Annotated in this window: 14 protein-coding genes; 11 read left to right on the top strand and 3 right to left on the bottom strand. The window is 46.1% G+C overall.

The genetic code is table 11. The features are described from left to right. Positions 1-10: 10 nt before the first annotated feature. A complete protein-coding gene (gene rsfS / locus DP_RS13290) occupies positions 11-385 on the bottom strand; it encodes a ribosome silencing factor (RefSeq protein WP_011189859.1) in 375 nt (124 codons plus the stop codon). Between the two features lie 95 nt (positions 386-480). Next, on the bottom strand, positions 481-2,943 hold the full coding sequence (locus DP_RS13285) for a DNA topoisomerase III (protein ID WP_011189858.1): 2,463 nt from the start codon (positions 2,941-2,943) through the stop codon (positions 481-483). A gap of 589 nt (positions 2,944-3,532) precedes the next feature. Here DP_RS13285 and DP_RS13280 point away from each other — a divergent pair. The 11 genes from DP_RS13280 (at position 3,533) to DP_RS13230 (ending at position 15,039) form a co-directional block, all read left to right on the top strand. Then, positions 3,533-3,988 carry a ribosome maturation factor RimP gene (locus DP_RS13280; protein ID WP_011189856.1) on the top strand — a complete coding sequence of 152 codons (456 nt, stop codon included), beginning with the start codon at positions 3,533-3,535 and terminating at the stop codon, positions 3,986-3,988. 74 nt (positions 3,989-4,062) lie between these two features. Next, a complete protein-coding gene (gene nusA, locus DP_RS13275; RefSeq protein ID WP_011189855.1) occupies positions 4,063-5,463 on the top strand; it encodes a transcription termination factor NusA in 1,401 nt (466 codons plus the stop codon). 8 nt (positions 5,464-5,471) lie between these two features. Beyond that, the gene (locus DP_RS13270; RefSeq protein ID WP_041278029.1) at positions 5,472-5,672 is read left to right on the top strand and encodes a DUF448 domain-containing protein; all 201 of its coding nucleotides are present in this window, start codon (positions 5,472-5,474) and stop codon (positions 5,670-5,672) included. A gap of 111 nt (positions 5,673-5,783) precedes the next feature. Continuing rightward, on the top strand, positions 5,784-8,603 hold the full coding sequence (gene infB, locus DP_RS13265; RefSeq protein ID WP_011189854.1) for a translation initiation factor IF-2: 2,820 nt from the start codon (positions 5,784-5,786) through the stop codon (positions 8,601-8,603). Between the two features lie 8 nt (positions 8,604-8,611). After that, positions 8,612-9,034: a 30S ribosome-binding factor RbfA gene (gene rbfA / locus DP_RS13260; protein ID WP_011189853.1), complete on the top strand. Its 423-nt coding sequence runs from the start codon at positions 8,612-8,614 to the stop codon at positions 9,032-9,034. Next, complete coding sequence (locus DP_RS13255) at positions 9,018-10,007, top strand: DHH family phosphoesterase (protein WP_011189852.1); 990 nt, start codon at positions 9,018-9,020, stop codon at positions 10,005-10,007. Before rbfA ends, DP_RS13255 begins: the two co-directional genes overlap by 17 nt. Positions 10,008-10,035: 28 nt before the next feature. Then, positions 10,036-10,776: a tRNA pseudouridine(55) synthase TruB gene (gene truB, locus DP_RS13250; protein ID WP_011189851.1), complete on the top strand. Its 741-nt coding sequence runs from the start codon at positions 10,036-10,038 to the stop codon at positions 10,774-10,776. Positions 10,777-10,973: 197 nt separating this feature from the next. Then, positions 10,974-11,243 (top strand): 30S ribosomal protein S15, encoded by a 270-nt coding sequence (gene rpsO / locus DP_RS13245; protein WP_011189850.1) that lies wholly within the window; start codon positions 10,974-10,976, stop codon positions 11,241-11,243. Between the two features lie 194 nt (positions 11,244-11,437). Continuing rightward, positions 11,438-13,516 carry a polyribonucleotide nucleotidyltransferase gene (gene pnp / locus DP_RS13240; protein ID WP_011189849.1) on the top strand — a complete coding sequence of 693 codons (2,079 nt, stop codon included), beginning with the start codon at positions 11,438-11,440 and terminating at the stop codon, positions 13,514-13,516. A 76-nt stretch (positions 13,517-13,592) separates the two neighbouring features. Further along, on the top strand, positions 13,593-14,045 hold the full coding sequence (dut, locus tag DP_RS13235; protein ID WP_011189848.1) for a dUTP diphosphatase: 453 nt from the start codon (positions 13,593-13,595) through the stop codon (positions 14,043-14,045). 223 nt (positions 14,046-14,268) lie between these two features. Next, a complete protein-coding gene (locus DP_RS13230; protein ID WP_011189847.1) occupies positions 14,269-15,039 on the top strand; it encodes an MBL fold metallo-hydrolase in 771 nt (256 codons plus the stop codon). A 43-nt stretch (positions 15,040-15,082) separates the two neighbouring features. Here the strand turns inward: DP_RS13230 and DP_RS13225 are convergent, their stop codons facing one another. Further along, positions 15,083-16,123, bottom strand: coding sequence for a hemolysin family protein (locus DP_RS13225; protein WP_011189846.1), 1,041 nt, complete (start codon positions 16,121-16,123; stop codon positions 15,083-15,085). Between the last annotated feature and the right edge of the window lie 124 nt (positions 16,124-16,247).

Below are 16,247 nucleotides of genomic sequence, written 5' to 3'. Positions count from 1 at the left end.
TTACCTATTTTTACTCGGTGATTTTCTTTTGGGGAGCCTCATTCCATAGGCCTTCAAGATCATAGAACTCACGTTGTTCATAGTAGAAAATATGGACGATGATATCGTCAAAATCAAGGAGAACCCACATGCCATCTTCGAGACCCTCGGCAGTGGATGCCTTTACCTTTTTGGAGCGAAAGGCAGCTTCTATATTTTCAGCAAGACCCAGGACGTGACGGGTGGAACGGCCACTCATGATAACGAACTGGTCGGTAAAGCTTACTCGGCCCTGTACATCGACGATGACGATATCTTCTGCCTTATTGTCAAGTGCAATCTGGGCACAAATTTCAGCGAGTTCAACGCTGCTTTTGTCACGGAATTCTTTTTTTATCTGTTTCATAGTGTTTGTTTGCTACTAATTTTTTTAGGGCAATAACTAGTTACCCCTTTATAATAAGCTTCTAGTTGCAGTTTTGTTCTATCTTATTGCAATATCTAGTCTTGTGGCTTATTTTTTGGTTTTCTGGGAGGAAATTCAAAAGTTATTTTTCCTTTTTTGTCCATTAAAAGATAGGCATCAAAGGGTCGTTTTCTTTTGGAGATAAATCCCTGTATAAGTTCTGTTTTTCCATCAGTGAGTAGCTGTTGGATATTTTCCTTGGAGATGGTTTTATCTAGGATAACTTTACTGATTTTTAAACCTTTTTTGCTCTCTCCGTCAAGAGCTGATTCTGACATATAGCCAACAGGTGTTTCAAAAACTGCCGTTTGGTCAACGGGTGAGAGTCCGAGAGGTTCCTGTTTTTTAATGCTATCAATGTCGAGATCGGCCGTTGAATCTGCAAAGATAAATTCAATCTTGTTGTTTTTGAGGCTGACCGTTGCGGTAAAATTTTTGCCACGTTTGGAGCGCCAGTCACTAAAGGGGCCGAGGCTCTTTCCTTCAAGCAGGGCCACTATTTCTTTGTTTGACATGAGTCTGCCACCCAGGACCTTCCTGATGGCAATTGTCCCATCTTCTGAGACCCAGGCTGTAGGGGTGGAGTAGATGACTGTCTCTCCCACGGGGCTGAAGGGGGCGAGGCTACGTTCTTCATCGGTGTTGAAGTCTCTTACCCTGTCGACTATTTGTTGGGTAAGTTGACGGATTTCTTGCATGAAATCATCTCTGGTCATCTCGCCCTTAAATATTTGATTAAGCTTATACTCCCATTCACCGGTCATTTCAGGAGAGGCGAGGGTGTCTATCTTCATTGCCTCGATAAGTGAAAACAGTTCAAAGGCCTTGCCTGTGGGGACGAGATCTTTTGCCTCACGCACCACGTATTTTTCTTTGATCAGCTTCTCTATAATTGTGGCTCGGGTTGCCGGTGTGCCTAGGCCTCGCTCTTTCATGGCGTCGGCAAGTTCTTCGTTCTCTATAAACTTGTCCGAGTTTTCCATGGCCGATAGCAGGGTCGCCTCGTTATAGCGGGCGGGGGGGGTGGTTGTCAGTGCTTCTTTTTCGATTTTGTTGCAGGTGACTGGGCTTCCTGTAGGGATGGGCGCAAGGATTTTATCTTTGCCGGTACTTCCGTCTGCCCCTGCGTAGACGACCTTCCAGCCAGCCTCCAAGAGTATTTTCCCCTCGGTTAAAAAGGTTTGACCTTCCACCAGAGAGTAGCGTTTGGTGTTGTGGAAGACTGCTGGTGGAAAGAAGATAGCAAGGAAGCGCTGGACCACCATTGTGTATATTTTTAATTCCGGCTCACTGAGGTTTTGTGGCAGGGTGTTTGTTGGGATGATCGCATGGTGATCAGAGATTTTTTTGTTATTGAAGATGCGGGTTTGTGCCTTTATGTAGCCCTCTTTCAGTGCTGTTTTGGCAATGGCTGCGAATTCCCAGCCTGTTTGGTTTTGGGTGATCTCTTTTACCGTGTCTACATAGTCTTCGGGCAGGTGTCTGGAGTCTGTTCTTGGGTAGGTCAGGGCCTTGTGCTTTTCGTAGAGAGCTTGGGCGATTCCCAAGGTGTTTTTGGCGGAAAAGCCAAAACGTGAGTTTGCCTCTCTCTGTAGAGCTGTGAGGTCAAAGAGCTGGGGGGCGCTTTGCCGGGATTCCTTGCTGTTCTCTGTGGCATTTGCTGGCTTTTGCTGACATTTTTCCAAGATAGCCAGGGCTTTTTGCTTGTCCCAGATTCTATCCTGTCTCAGGTAGCTGTTCTTGGGATCCTTCTTGAAGTTTGGATCAATCCATTTGCCAGAATAGCTTCCCGTCTCAAAGCTGAAGTTTGCCTGGAGGCAGTTATAATCTGTCGGGGTGAAGCCATTGCGGATGGCCTCTCTTTTGACGATGAGAGAAAGAGTCGGGGTCTGCACTCGGCCACAGGGGGTGAGGAAAAAGCCTCCCTTGCGGGAGTTGAATCCGGTGAGGGCACGGGTGGCATTAAGGCCAATGAGCCAATCGGATTCTGAGCGACAGAGGGCTGCGTCTTCAAGGCTCTGCATGGTGTCGTTTTCCCGCAGATTATTGAATCCCTTTTTGATGGATTCGGCGGTCATCGATTGCAACCAGAGGCGTTTAATTGTTTTTTTGGCAACGCTCGTATTCCAGACGTACTTAAGAATATATTTGAAGATGAGTTCACCTTCACGTCCGGCATCGCAGGCATTGATGATCTCTGTGACATCTTTTCTGCGGATAAGCTTTTTTAGGGCGTTAAGTTGGCTCTTGGTGTTTTCCACCGCCTTCAGTGGAAATGATTCGGGGAGGATGGGGAGGTTCGCCAAGCCCCATTTCTGATAGATCGGATCTATCTCTTCGGGGTAGCAGAGGCTGACAAGGTGACCGACTGCATAGGAAACTATATGGCTGTCACTTTCGTAATGTGTTTTTTGTTTGGTGAATTTTCCAGGAAGTACCTTGGCGAGGTCTCCTGCCACACTTGGTTTCTCGGCAATGATAAGTATTTTTGTGGTCATATTATATATAAATCCTTGTTTGGGCTACGGAAAATTTTTTTTGGAAAAATGCCTTGCGGCGATACAGGGTGCGTGGCTCTAGTCTTGTGATGGAGAAAACAAGCATACACAAAATAACACAAATTTATACAGTGCTGCTGTTTTTCAGAGAGCTAAAATGACCGATAGCTGACGACATAGAGCCTTGGTACTGAGCTTATTGATAAAAGTATATCAAATAGAATTGTCATATTGGCATTTAATAAAGAGCGAGCCCGTAAAAGTCAACGAGAATTTTTTTTGTGACCGGCTAAAAACAGCTCTTTTATTTGTTTTTGTCAGGGGTTGGGGGCTGGATAGAAAAATGTATATCGATGAAATAGCCGGTAATTCGTGGAATTCTTTCTCGCTCTTATTTCTTGACAAAGATGGGTGTTTATGGTTATTAAAGTATGTTCGGTAGCAGATCACATCCTGTGATTTGTGTTATACTTTTTCCAGATCTTGGGGAGAGCTTTCGGAAGTGGGCTTTGCCCGCTTTTTTTTATGCCTGCATGTAATTTAATTGTTATTATATAAAGACGTGTGGTCACTGCGTAGAGGTTGAATCTTGAGCGAGGCAGCTGTAGAGAAAATAGAAGGCTATGTTGCATCCGTGTTGCAGTCCATGGATGTAGAGCTTGTTGACATACAATTTAGATGTGAAGGACATGGCTGGGTTTTGCGTCTGTTTATTGACGTAGAAGGTGGCGTGACACTTGATCTATGCGCCCAGGTAAGTCGGGAAGTTGGCCAATACCTAGACGTTGAAGACGTCATAGAACAAGCTTACCACCTAGAGGTTTCTTCTCCTGGTGTGGAGCGTCCTTTGAAATCTTTAGCTAACTTTGAAAGATTTGCGGGTAAAAAAGCTCGTATAAAATTGCACGAACCTCTTAATGGCGAAAAGACCTTTGAGGGAATAATCGGTCCTGTCGAGGATGGAGAAGTATCTCTGCTTGTTGACGGAAAAATTGCTGTGAAGTGTGGGATCGAGCAACTGAATAAGGCAAGATTGGTATTGTAATTTACTGGGCGTAAAGACATAAAAAGATAAATCTCCCGATGCAGGAGTTGAACGTTAGAGTAACGGAGTGAGATATGCTGTCGGATTTAAAACGCATAATTGACCAAATTAGTAGAGATCGTGGAATTGATAAGGGAATATTGGTCAGCGCTATAGAAGAAGCTGTTGAGTCTGCTGCTAAAAAGAAATTTGGTAGCCGTCGTGACATAGAAGTTCGCTATAATGAAGAGTATGGCGAGGTTGATGTCTTTCAATTTAGAACCGTGGTTGAAGAAATAGAGGATGAGCAGACAGAGATTGCTCTTGAAGACGCTCGGATTCTTGATCCAGCCGTTCAGTTGGGAGATGATCTTGGCGAAAAAATGTCCAATATCACTGATCTTGGTCGTATCGCTGCTCAATCGGCAAAACAGGTTATTATTAACCGCATGAAAGATGCCGAACGAGATGTTATTTATGACATGTATAAGGATCGTGTTGGCGAGGTTGTCAGTGGTATCGTTCAGCGTTTTGAACGCGGCAATATGGTTGTTAACCTGGGTCGCACCGATGCTATTTTGCCAAAAGAACATCAGATTCCTAAGCGAACCTTTAAGCAGGGTGATCGTATTCGTGCTTATCTGCTTGAGGTCCGTCAGACCAGTCGCGATTGTCAGCTGATTCTTTCTCGTACATGTGATGAGTTCTTAGAAAAACTCTTTCAGATGGAAGTACCTGAGATGAGTGAGGGCATTGTTCGTGTTCTGGGTGTGAGTCGTGAGCCTGGTTTTCGGGCAAAAATTGCGGTGAGCTCTTCGGAAAGTGATGTCGATCCAGTAGGTGCCTGTGTTGGTATGAAGGGTTCTCGTGTGCAGAATGTTGTACAGGAATTGCAGGGAGAACGTATTGATATTGTTACTTGGAGTCCAGATATTGCCAAGTATGTTTACAATGCCTTAGCGCCAGCGCATGTAAGTATGGTACGTAATGACGAAGAGAGAAACTCATTGCTTGTTGTTGTGCCAAATGACCAACTTTCTTTGGCCATCGGTAGACAGGGCCAGAATGTACGTTTAGCCTCAAGGTTGCTTGGTTGTCGTATTGATGTAAAGAGCGAGCAACGCTATGCTAATTTGCAGGATCCTGGATACCAAAGTTTACTTAAAATTCACGGTATAGATGAAGGTCTTGCCGATCAGCTCTGGGCAAGAGGTATTGTTTCAACGGCTGTTCTTGCGCAGACTGAGATTGCTGATCTTACCGTTTTACGAGCTATAAATGAGGAGTTTGCGGCCGCTCTTGTTAAGGATGCGCAGGCAAATCCATTTGTAGCAGAGGAAACAGAGATAAGTTCTGTAGAGGCGAGTGAGGCTGAGAATATAAATGCTGATACTGTAGATGCTGAATCTTCTGAAGAGGCTGTTGTGGTTGAAGAGATCACAGATAATGCTGAAGCAGGACAGGATCCAGAAGAACCAACAACTCAGCAACAATAGGGTCGACTATGGTTGTGCGAACCTGCGTGAGTTGCGGTGTAAAACAGGAAAAGCAGACTTTGCGACGATTTGTGTGGCGTGGTGAGGCACCTTTTTTTGACGAAAAGGCTGTGCTGGAAGGGCGTGGAGCATACTGTTGTGATAAGGATAACTGTTCTGAACAGTTGATGAAACAGCAGAGGAGATGGAAAAGGATTTTTCGCCTGTAGTTGCCCGAATTGTCTGCTATAAGTTTAAAGTATATTTTACAGGCTCATGAATTAAGGTTGAGGTTTTGATCTTAATTTTATTGATGAATGGGAAGGATACGGGAGTAACGAATGAGCAGGATTAGGATTTACGAGTTGGCCAAAGAGGCAGGGATGAGCGGTAAAGCATTTGCTGATAAGCTGATCAAAAAGGGGTATCAAATCAAAGGTCATAGCTCCACCGTAGATGATGCTACCGCCGATGAGATTCGACGTACCTTCCTTGGCACAAAAGAGTCTGGGCAAGACACAGGGCAGGCGACAAATGAAGCTGCAGCCGCGCATCGACCTACCACTGTAATTGGGGGTAAGAAAGTAGATGAACCTGTCGTGCCAGAAAAAATTGTAGAAGAGGTACAGGCGGTAAGCGTCGAGGTACCTAAAGAAGTGGTGGCTGAAGAGGTAAAAAAATCGGAGCCTGTTAAGGCCGAGAAGAGTGAACCTGTGATACAAGAAGTTGCCCCGGTTGTAGAGGAACTCGTTACTAACAAAGAGGCTCCTACCGCCCCCTTAGAGAGAGAGGAAGAGTCTCAGTTGAAAGCACAGAAACCAACCATTGAGAAAGAAGAAAGTGCTGCTGTTGCTAAGCCAGAGGTAGTGAGTGCTGGCAGTAACGAGAAAAAAGCAGGTGCCCCAGAAATAAAACGAGCAGAACATACGGAAACCGTGGAAAAAAGCAAAACAGCAGTAGACAGTAAAAAGGTAGCAACACCTGCCAGTACTGATAAAAAAGTTAAACCCGCTCAACAGCCATATCGAAGTGGAGGTGTCCGTGTTATTGGTCGGGTAGAGTTGCCTATTCAGAGAGAAGAGCCTTCTCGCCCTCGCAGAAAGCCAACCAGGCCACCGGTTAATAGAAGCCCACGTCCAAGTACTCCGTCACCTAATCGTAGTGCAGGCGGACCTCCTAAGCCAGCGGCACCTGCTACACCTGCTCAGGATGACAGTCGTAACAGAAAGAAGAAGGGCCGTCGTGATGAGAAGCCTGCAGAGCGTGATAGCCGTCCAAAGGCTAAGGGGAAAAAAGGTGTAAAATTTACCCACTTCGGAACCGATTATCAGAACCGTGGTAGACGTCCGAGAAGAGGTAAGCGTGATGCTCAGACTTTACCACCATCGGAGATGAAGGCGAGTAAGAAGCATGTTAAGGTATATGACACCATCACCGTAGGTGATCTTGCCGGTCGTATGAAGGTTAAGGCAAGTGATGTGATCGGTAAATTGATGGGACTTGGGCTTATGGCCACCATCAACCAGTCTGTTGATATCGATACTGCGACCCTTATTGCAACCGAATATGGCTATGAGGTAGATCAGGGTATTACCGATGAGCTTGGTATTCAACTTCTTACCGAAGCAGAAGAGGGTGGTATAGAGGTAGGACGTTGTCCTGTTGTTACCGTTATGGGTCATGTTGATCACGGTAAGACCTCTATTCTGGATGCTATTCGTAAAACCGATGTAGCAGATGGTGAAGCAGGTGGTATTACCCAGCATATCGGTGCCTACCATGTAAAAGCTGCCTCAGGAGATGTTACCTTTGTTGATACTCCGGGCCATGCTGCCTTTACAGAAATGCGTTCTCGTGGTGCCCAGGTAACAGATATTGTTATCCTTGTGGTAGCTGCAGATGATGGCGTTATGGACCAGACCCGTGAGGCGATTCGTCACTCTCAGGCTGCCAATGTGCCAATCATTGTTGCTGTAAATAAAATTGATAAAGACAATGCTGATGTTGAGCGTGTTAAGCGTGAACTTGCAGAGTTGGATCTCTCCCCGGAAGAGTGGGGTGGAACCACCATGTATTGCGAGACTTCAGCTAAGCAGCAGATCGGCATTGATGAGCTGATGGAGTCTGTCCAGCTTGCGGCAGAGATGCTCGAGTTGAAGGCCAATCCTGATCGTAAGGTGATCGGACGTGTACTTGAGGCTCAACTGGATAAGGGTCGTGGTCCTGTTGCAACCATCCTCGTTCAGGCAGGAACCCTTGCCAAGGGCGATCACTTTGTTGTTGGTCAGCACAGTGGTAAAGTACGTGCCATGCTCGACTATCGGGGACGTTCACTTGCTGAAGCAGGTCCTTCTATCCCTGTAGAAGTACAAGGTCTCTCTGGTGTACCTTCCGCCGGTGATGAGTTTGTCGTGGTTACCGATGAGAAGATGGCTAAGGCCGTTAGTCATGATCGTGCCATGAAGGCGCGTGAGGCTGAGCTTGGTGCAAGTACCAAAATCTCTCTTGATAAGCTCTTTGAGCAGATGAGTGAGGGAGAGGTTCGTGAACTTCGCGTTGTTCTTCGTGCCGATGTTCAGGGAACACTTGAAGCCTTTGCTAAGGCTGCAGCTGATCTCTCCACCAAGGCAATTAAGGTACGTTTGCTTCATGAGGGAACTGGTACCATTACAGATTCAGATATCCTTCTCGCCTCGGCCTCCGACGCTATTATCATTGGTTTCAATGTGCGGCCGTCAGCTAAGGTGAAAGCGCTTGCCGATAAGGAACATGTTGATGTTCGTTCCTACGACGTTATCTATCATGCCCTCGATGATATCCGTGATGCAATGGTGGGTATGCTTGATCCGACCTTTGAAGAAGAGATTATCGGTGATGCAGAGGTTCGTGATATCTTTAGTGTTCCAAAGATTGGTGTTATTGGTGGTTGTTATGTTACCAGTGGCAAGATCCAACGTAATGCTGGTGTTCGCGTCCTTCGTGAAGGCGTGGTTCTCTACACAGGTAAGATTGGTTCTCTGCGACGATTCAAAGACGATGCCAAGGAAGTTGCTTCGGGTTATGAGTGTGGTATTGGCGTAGAGAATTTTAATAATATTAAAATAGGTGATGTGCTTGAGGCTTTCATTATGAATGAAGTCGCAGCAACCCTGGGTGAGTAGGTGAATTTATGAGTGTATGGGATCCTAAAGAAATACTTGATTCCATTGGTCTCGGAAAACGAACCGAAGTTAAGCGTTCAACACGGGTAGCGGATGCAATTCGCAAAGAGCTGGCCGTGTTGTTGCTTGAAAAGATTCGTGACCCGAAGCTGCAAGATGTGGGTATTTCCCGAGTGACAGCGACGGATGATCTTACGATTGTTAAAATTTATTACACAATCTATGGTCCTCATAAACATGTAAAGGCAGTTGATAAGGCCTTTTTGGCGGCAACTGGTTTTATCAGGAGTCACCTTGCTCGGACCTTGAATATGCGATATACACCTAATCTTCAGTTCTGTTATGACAAGACTGCAGAAAAGGTTGCAGAGATAGAAAATATATTCCAAGAAATCGCTAAGGAGCGCCAGGATAATGGTGAAAATTCCTAGTAATTTAGTTGAGGCAATTGAGCAAAATGATAAGTTTTTTCTTTTTGCTCATAGTCGCCCCGACGGTGATGCGCTTGGTTCTCTCTTTGGGCTTGCAGATATTTTGCAGGCCCAGGGGAAGAAGGTGTGGTGTTTTGTGGAGGCAGAGCTTCCGCTGACCTATGCCTTTTTGCCAGCTGCCGATAATTTGATTATTGGATCTGCTGCGGCCGAGGCCCTCCTCGTGCGGGAGGGAACGGATTGCCTTGCCATCGCCCTTGATTGCGGTGATGTTTATCGCCTTGGTATCTTTCAGGATATCTTTGCAAAATGCCAATACTCTCTTGTTATGGATCATCACAAGAGTCATTTACCCTTTGGTGATATCAGTTGGGTTGAGGCAGCTCTTTCTTCGACGGGCGAGATGGTTTTTGAGCTTGCAGCTAAGCTTGATATGCCGTTAAGCTATGAAGCTGCCCTCTGTCTCTATGTTGCCATCGTAAGTGATACGGGTGGCTTTCGTTACAGCAGTACTTCGGCTAGAACCCATGTCATTGCCGGAGAACTTCTGGCGCTCGGTGTCCTTCCGGATCAGGTTGGCAGTCATCTTTACGATAATTGGACCCTTTCCCGCTTGCAGTTGATGCAGATGGTGCTGGGTACTTTGGAGATGAACTGTGAAGGGCAAGTTGCCTCTGTCTATGTGACGGATGAAATGTTTGCGCAAACAGGTGCTAGCAAGGAAGATACAGGTGGTTTTGTTGACTATCCGAGATCTATTGCCTCCGTTAAGGTTGCCATCTTTTTAAAGGGTAGCGAGGACGGAAGTGTTTCTGTCAGTCTTCGGGCCAAGGGCGGTTGTGATGTTTCTCTTGTCGCCGAGCAGTTTGGTGGAGGTGGGCATTATAACGCTGCAGGATTTCGCTTAAAAGAGATAAACCTATTGCAGGCACGATCCAGAGTTGTGACGGCCCTTAGGGCCGCTCTTTCTTAATGTACCTCAGCTTTAAAAGAGACTAATATTGGAAGAACAAGATTTTACAGCAGGAATTTTCCTCATTGATAAACCAGTGGGGATTACTTCTTTTGGTGTAGTAAGCCGGGTACGTCGTATCTTGGGGATGAAAAAGGTTGGCCATGCTGGAACCCTTGATCCCTTTGCCACTGGTTTGTTAGTGGTATGCGCGGGACGTCCTGCGACCAAGATGATCTCTTCCTTTATGGATGGGGAGAAGGAATATATTGCCACCCTCTGTCTTGGGGTTGAAACTGAAACCCAGGATCCGGAAGGGGCAGAAATTGCCAGAAAGCAGGTGGGTTTTTTGCATGCAGAGACCATAGAGACCTGTCTTGCCGGTTTTAAGGGCACTCAGATGCAGGTGCCACCTGCCTATTCAGCTTTAAAGCATCAGGGAAAACCTCTCTACTATTATGCCCGTAAGGGTATTGAAGTAAAAAAAGATGCACGGGAGATAACCGTTCATGAAATTGAGAGGCTGGGCGAAGGAGATCTTGAAGGAGACCATCCTAGCCTGGTAATTCGGGTACGCTGCAGCAAGGGGAGTTATATCAGGACCCTTGGCTCGGATATCGGAAAGGTTCTGGGCTGTGGTGCCCATTTAACTGACCTTCGTCGCACCAAAAGTGGTTTTTTCAATGTTGAAGATGCCCTCACCGATGTCGACATGTTAGCTGAAGATGCTCATGAAAGATTCATGAAAAAAGTTTTATCCGTAGAAAGTGTAGGTAAATTGTTGCAATAATTTTGCGTTTTAGCTATTCTTGCTTCGAGAGTACCATGCGTATCTTAATACTTGGAAGGGACGCCACCTAACTTTGCATTTTCTGATCCGCATTGGCTCGCCCGCCCGCTTTTTTTTCAGCGGATAAATTATGACAGAAAATATTCGAATTTATTGAGAATATTATATTCTTATAATACAGTTTCAGGAGGATTGTCGTGGCACAATCAGCAGTTGTAAAAAACGAGATTATTGAGAAGTTCAAGACCCACGAAGGCGATACCGGATCATCTGAAGTACAGATCGCTCTCTTGACCGATCGTATTCAGTACCTGACCGATCACTTCAAGACTCACAAGAAAGATCATCACTCAAGACAAGGTCTGCTTAAGCTTGTTGGCCAACGCAGAAGCCTTCTTGATTATTTGAAGAAAAAAAATGTTACTACATATCGTGAATTGATCAAGGCGCTTGGAATTCGTAAGTAATTCCTTCACCTTACCTGCAACGTTTTTGTTTTGGGGTATGTGTATACCTCAGGTGATTTCTCCAAAAGAAATTTCCTGAGGTATTGCAGTTTAAGGAAGTCGAAAAAAAAAGAGCATAGGGACTGGTGGATAATCCAGTCATGAAGGGGAACATTATTTCCTTTCCCCGAAGCTGATAAACAGTTGGAGAAAATATGTTTAATAAAGTTGAAGCTGATATTGATGGCAAGCTTATTTCCATTGAAACTGGAAAATTAGCCAAGCAGGCATCTGGATCGATTGTGATCAGTTGTGGTGGTACCGTGGTACTTGTGACCGTGGTTGGCGCCAAGACCAGCAATCCCAATGTTGACTTTTTGCCACTCACCATTGAGTATCAAGAAAAGTTTTCTGCAGTAGGTCGTGTTCCCGGTAACTATTTTCGTCGTGAGATTGGTCGTCCTTCTGACCAAGAGGTGCTTACCTGTCGAATTATTGATCGTCCCCTTCGTCCGCTCTTCCCTGAAGGTTATAGATCAGAGACTCAAGTTATTGCCACCGTACTTTCGGCAGATCAGGTGAACTCACCTGATGTTCTTGCCTTGACCGGTGCTTCAGCGGCACTTTCTATTTCTCATATTCCATTTGCAGGTCCAGTGGCTGGTGGTCGTATTGCCTATATTGATGGTAAATATGTACTTAACCCAACATTCGCAGAGCTTGAATCTTCTTCCATGGATCTGATGGTTGCCTGTACCCGTAACGCTATTGTTATGGTTGAGGGTAAGGCCGACGAACTCAGTGAAGATGAAATTCTTGGCGCTATTTTCTTTGCCTTTGAAAACCTTCAGCCCCTTATCAATCTTCAGGATGAACTCCAACGAGCTAATGGTTTAGAAAAAATCGTTGTTGAGTCCCCTGTGATTGATGCAGAACTTAAGGCAAAGGTTGTTGAGATTGCTGCGGCCGGTATGCAAAAAGTTTATACCACCGTAGACAAGTTGGAGCGTGGTAAGGTTTATGATGATCTGAAGAAAGAAGTTGTGGCTCAGCTTGACACTGAAGAGGGTCTGCGTGCCTCTGAGATCAGCAGCCTTCTCTCTGATTTCAAGAAGACTTATCTGCGTGAAAAGACTGTAAACACAGGCGTGCGTATTGGTGGTCGTGCCTGGGATGAGATTCGTGATATCTCCAGTGAAACAGAATATTTGCCAAAGACCCATGGATCTGCTCTTTTTACCCGTGGTGAGACTCAGGCACTTGTTACTGCAACCCTTGGTAGTGAGCGCGATAAGCAACGTGTTGAGACCCTTAACGGCGAGACTTCTCGTCGTTTTATGCTTCACTATAACTTCCCTCCATACTGTGTTGGCGAGGCTCGTTTCCTTCGTGGTCCTTCCCGACGTGATATTGGTCATGGAACTCTTGCAACCCGTGGCTTAGAGGCTGTTCTTCCAAGTGAAGAAGATTTCCCATATGCAATTCGTGTGGTTTCCGAGATTCTTGAATCTAACGGATCATCGTCTATGGCTTCAGTTTGTGGTGGTAGTATGGCCATGATGGATGCGGGTGTACCCCTTAAGCGTCCTGTTTCCGGTATTGCCATGGGGCTTATCAAGGAAGGCGAGGGTGTTGCTATTCTCTCTGATATCCTTGGTGATGAGGATCACTTGGGCGATATGGATTTCAAAGTGGTTGGTACCTGTGATGGTATTACCGCTCTGCAGATGGATATCAAGATTGACGGTGTTAGCCGTGATATTATGTCCAATGCTCTTGATCAGGCAAAACGTGGTCGTATGCACATCTTGGAAGAGATGAGCAAGGGTATTGCCGAGGCTCGTGCCGAGGTGGTTGAGCATGCGCCTAAGTATTTCATTCATAAGATCAGCCAAGACAAGATTCGTGACATTATTGGACCCGGCGGTAAGATCATCAAAGAGCTTTCTGCACAGTACGATGCAAAAATCGAAGTTGATGACAGCGGTTTGGTAAAAATGTTTGTTGCTAACGGTGCACTTGCCGAGGCCCTTGTGGAGAGAGTAAAATCTATCACTGCAGAGGTAGAGGTTGGAGCGGTATATACCGGAAAGGTTAAGACCATCAAAGACTTTGGTGCCTTTGTAGAGATTCTTCCTGGTACCGATGGATTGGTTCATATCTCTGAGCTTGCCCTTGAGCGAGTTAAGGATGTGACCGATGTTGTCAACGAGGGCGACACCATAGAGGTGAAGGTTCTTGATGTTGATAATCGCGGCCGTATCCGTCTTAGTCGTAAGGCATTGCTCGGTTAATTGTAGCCTGCTGTTCTGAGATAGTTTTTGGGCCGATCTTCTTTTGAGGATCGGCCCTTTTTTGTAGGGGACTGTGATGGAAAAAAAAGTGGAATTCCTTTGGCTGGAAGGTCGGGAGACAGAGACGCTTTCTCTACCCGCATATGAAACAGAGGGGGCTGCCGGTATGGATGTGGCGGCCTGTTTGGATGCTGATTGTACCATTGAGCCGGGTGATATTGTCCTTATTCCGACGGGTTTTGCCCTTGCCATTCCCACTGGCTATGAAATTCAGGTGCGACCAAGGAGTGGTCTTGCCATAAAGCATGGGCTGACAGTGGTTAATGCACCTGGTACCATAGATGCAGACTATCGTGGTGAGGTCGGGGTGGGGCTGATTAACCTTGGTCGGCAAGCTGTAACCATTCATCATGGTGATCGTATTGCTCAGCTTGTCCTTGCCCCTGTTCTCCAGGCAAGATGGACTGTTGTCACGGAGCTTGAGGCAACGGAGCGTGGTGCCGGTGGCTTTGGCCATACGGGAGTATGAGGCGATTTCTTCATGATCTCTTAAAACTAAGGTTTTGTTACAAAATAAGATGGCCAAAATTTCGCTCAGGATTGGGTCAGATTTGGTTGCGCCGATTGAGCAAAACCGCAGATGTAGCAGGGCTACATCGAGGATTTTGCGATTGAGAAGCGGTCGAAGATGGCCCGAAGCTGAGATGCAAGATGTTCATATAATTTTCTGACAGGACCTAAGGGTAAAAAATATGCGTTTTTCTGTACTTGGCAGTGGTAGTCGGGGTAACTCTGTATATATCGAATCTGGTAAAACAGCTATTCTCATTGACGCGGGTTTTTCCGGGAAGGAAATAGAGAGGCGTTTAGCGGTAATTGGCAGGAGCACCGACTGTTTACGGGCCATCTGCGTAACCCATGAACACCGTGACCATGTTGGCGGGGTCGGGGTGCTTGCCAGAAGATGTAAGATGAGTGTCTGGGCAAATGAGGGGACCCTGCTTGGCAGTGAAGGGATAATTAAAAAAATAGATAATATCAGAGAGTTTGAGACAGGAGATATCCTCCAGATCGGTGATTTAGAACTGCGCTCTTTTTCGGTGATGCACGATAGTGCTGATCCTGTGGGCTATATCATAAGCAATGGTGAGAAGACCCTTGGCTACTGTACGGATACCGGTTATGCTACCCATCTCATGGCTAAGCGCCTCTCCGCCTGTGATGGACTGATACTTGAGGCAAATCATGATCCGGATCTCTTGCGTATGGGCCCATACCCCCTGCAGCTCCAGCAGCGGGTGCGATCTCGCCAGGGTCATCTGGCAAATGAGGAGAGTGCTCAGTTTCTTCAGGATCTCTGTCATGAAAAGCTTCAGTGTACGGTGCTTGCTCACCTGAGTGAAACCAATAACACCCCTCAGCATGCCCTGCGAGCAGTCGCTCCGGTGGCAAAGGCCTGGCCGCAGATGAAGCTGCATGTGGCCGATCAGCACCAACCTCTGCCCATGATTGATCTGGGCTGATAATATCGCTGTCACTCCCATCTCGATAAAAAGGGGTTGAGGCCTATTTTTTTCTCTCCTCTTTTCTGGCCAGGTTTCGTTTTCTGGCCAGCTCCCGCATATCATTTGCCTTATCGGATTCATCAACGATCTCCTGACCGACAATTTCCTCAATAACATCCTCCATGGAGATCACCCCTGTCATGCTGCCATACTCATCGACGACGACGAAGAGGTGTTGGTGGCGATCAAAAAAATCAATGAGAATACGGTTAAGAGGCGCTGTCTCCGGGACAAAATGGGCGGGTTTTGCCAGCTGCGAGAGTGGCAGTTCGTCCCTGTCGTCAGCTGCCGCCTGAAGAATGTCCTTTCGCATGATGATTCCTGTTATGTTGTTAATATTAACGTTATAAACAGGTATCCTGCTATGGCTACTCAGTCGTTTTATCATGGTCATGGCTTCACTTATGGTCAGCGTTTCGTTGAGGGAAAAGGTGACTGTCCGGGGGGTCATGATATTACGAACAATTTTGTGTTTGAGCTCAATGATATTATTGATGACCTTTGCCTCATTCTCCTCTATATCGCCGGATTTTTGGGAAAGAGTGGCTATGGTTTGAATTTCTTCACCGCTGATGGTGTCGTCTTCACGATTTGGCAGAAGACGGGTAACCCATCGACATAGCCAAACAATTGGTTTTAATATAAATATCATTATCTGTAGGGGATAGGTAATGACTGGGGCCAGTTTGTAGGCAAAATTTACCCCCATGGTTTTTGGCAGTATCTCGGTGAAGATAAGAATAGCCAGAGTAAAAATTGCTGAGAACCAGATAACATTTTCATCGCCCCAAATTTTTGCGGCAGCAGCCCCGGCAATGGCTGCGCCAATAGTATGGGCAATTGTATTGAGGGTGAGTATTGCTGTGATGGGTTCATCAATATCTGCCCGCATCTGTTGCAGCTGCTCTCCGGCCGGTGAGCCGCTTTTCTTCAGCATTTCAACCTGGCTGGCGGTGAGGGTGTAGAGCACTGCTTCGCAGAGAGAGCAGATTGCAGATATGAAAATGGCAAGGCTTACTGCGACAATAAGGGTTTGATGCACAAGAATTCTCCGCTATGGCAGAATGATTTTTCAATATCATCTCCTACCTGTTATAAAATAAGGGCTAAAAAAGAGAGCAGTACATTTTTAATGTACTCTATATATTATCTATTATCCGTGTCTA

This window comes from Desulfotalea psychrophila LSv54, from assembly GCF_000025945.1.
Taxonomy (GTDB): Bacteria; Desulfobacterota; Desulfobulbia; order Desulfobulbales; family Desulfocapsaceae; genus Desulfotalea; species Desulfotalea psychrophila.
Note: the sequence above shows the minus strand (reverse complement) of the source record. Positions and strands in the feature narration are given on the sequence as shown.

What these genes read in the sequence shown, in the direction of transcription:
- rsfS (WP_011189859.1), bottom strand. Translation starts at nt 385, where the DNA reads ATGAAACAGATAAAAAAAGAATTCCGTGACAAAAGCAGCGTTGAACTC.
- DP_RS13285 (WP_011189858.1), bottom strand. Translation starts at nt 2,943, where the DNA reads ATGACCACAAAAATACTTATCATTGCCGAGAAACCAAGTGTGGCAGGA.
- nusA (WP_011189855.1), top strand. Translation starts at nt 4,063, where the DNA reads ATGCTGTCGGATTTAAAACGCATAATTGACCAAATTAGTAGAGATCGT.
- DP_RS13270 (WP_041278029.1), top strand. Translation starts at nt 5,472, where the DNA reads ATGGTTGTGCGAACCTGCGTGAGTTGCGGTGTAAAACAGGAAAAGCAG.
- infB (WP_011189854.1), top strand. Translation starts at nt 5,784, where the DNA reads ATGAGCAGGATTAGGATTTACGAGTTGGCCAAAGAGGCAGGGATGAGC.
- rbfA (WP_011189853.1), top strand. Translation starts at nt 8,612, where the DNA reads ATGAGTGTATGGGATCCTAAAGAAATACTTGATTCCATTGGTCTCGGA.
- DP_RS13255 (WP_011189852.1), top strand. Translation starts at nt 9,018, where the DNA reads ATGGTGAAAATTCCTAGTAATTTAGTTGAGGCAATTGAGCAAAATGAT.
- pnp (WP_011189849.1), top strand. Translation starts at nt 11,438, where the DNA reads ATGTTTAATAAAGTTGAAGCTGATATTGATGGCAAGCTTATTTCCATT.
- dut (WP_011189848.1), top strand. Translation starts at nt 13,593, where the DNA reads ATGGAAAAAAAAGTGGAATTCCTTTGGCTGGAAGGTCGGGAGACAGAG.
- DP_RS13230 (WP_011189847.1), top strand. Translation starts at nt 14,269, where the DNA reads ATGCGTTTTTCTGTACTTGGCAGTGGTAGTCGGGGTAACTCTGTATAT.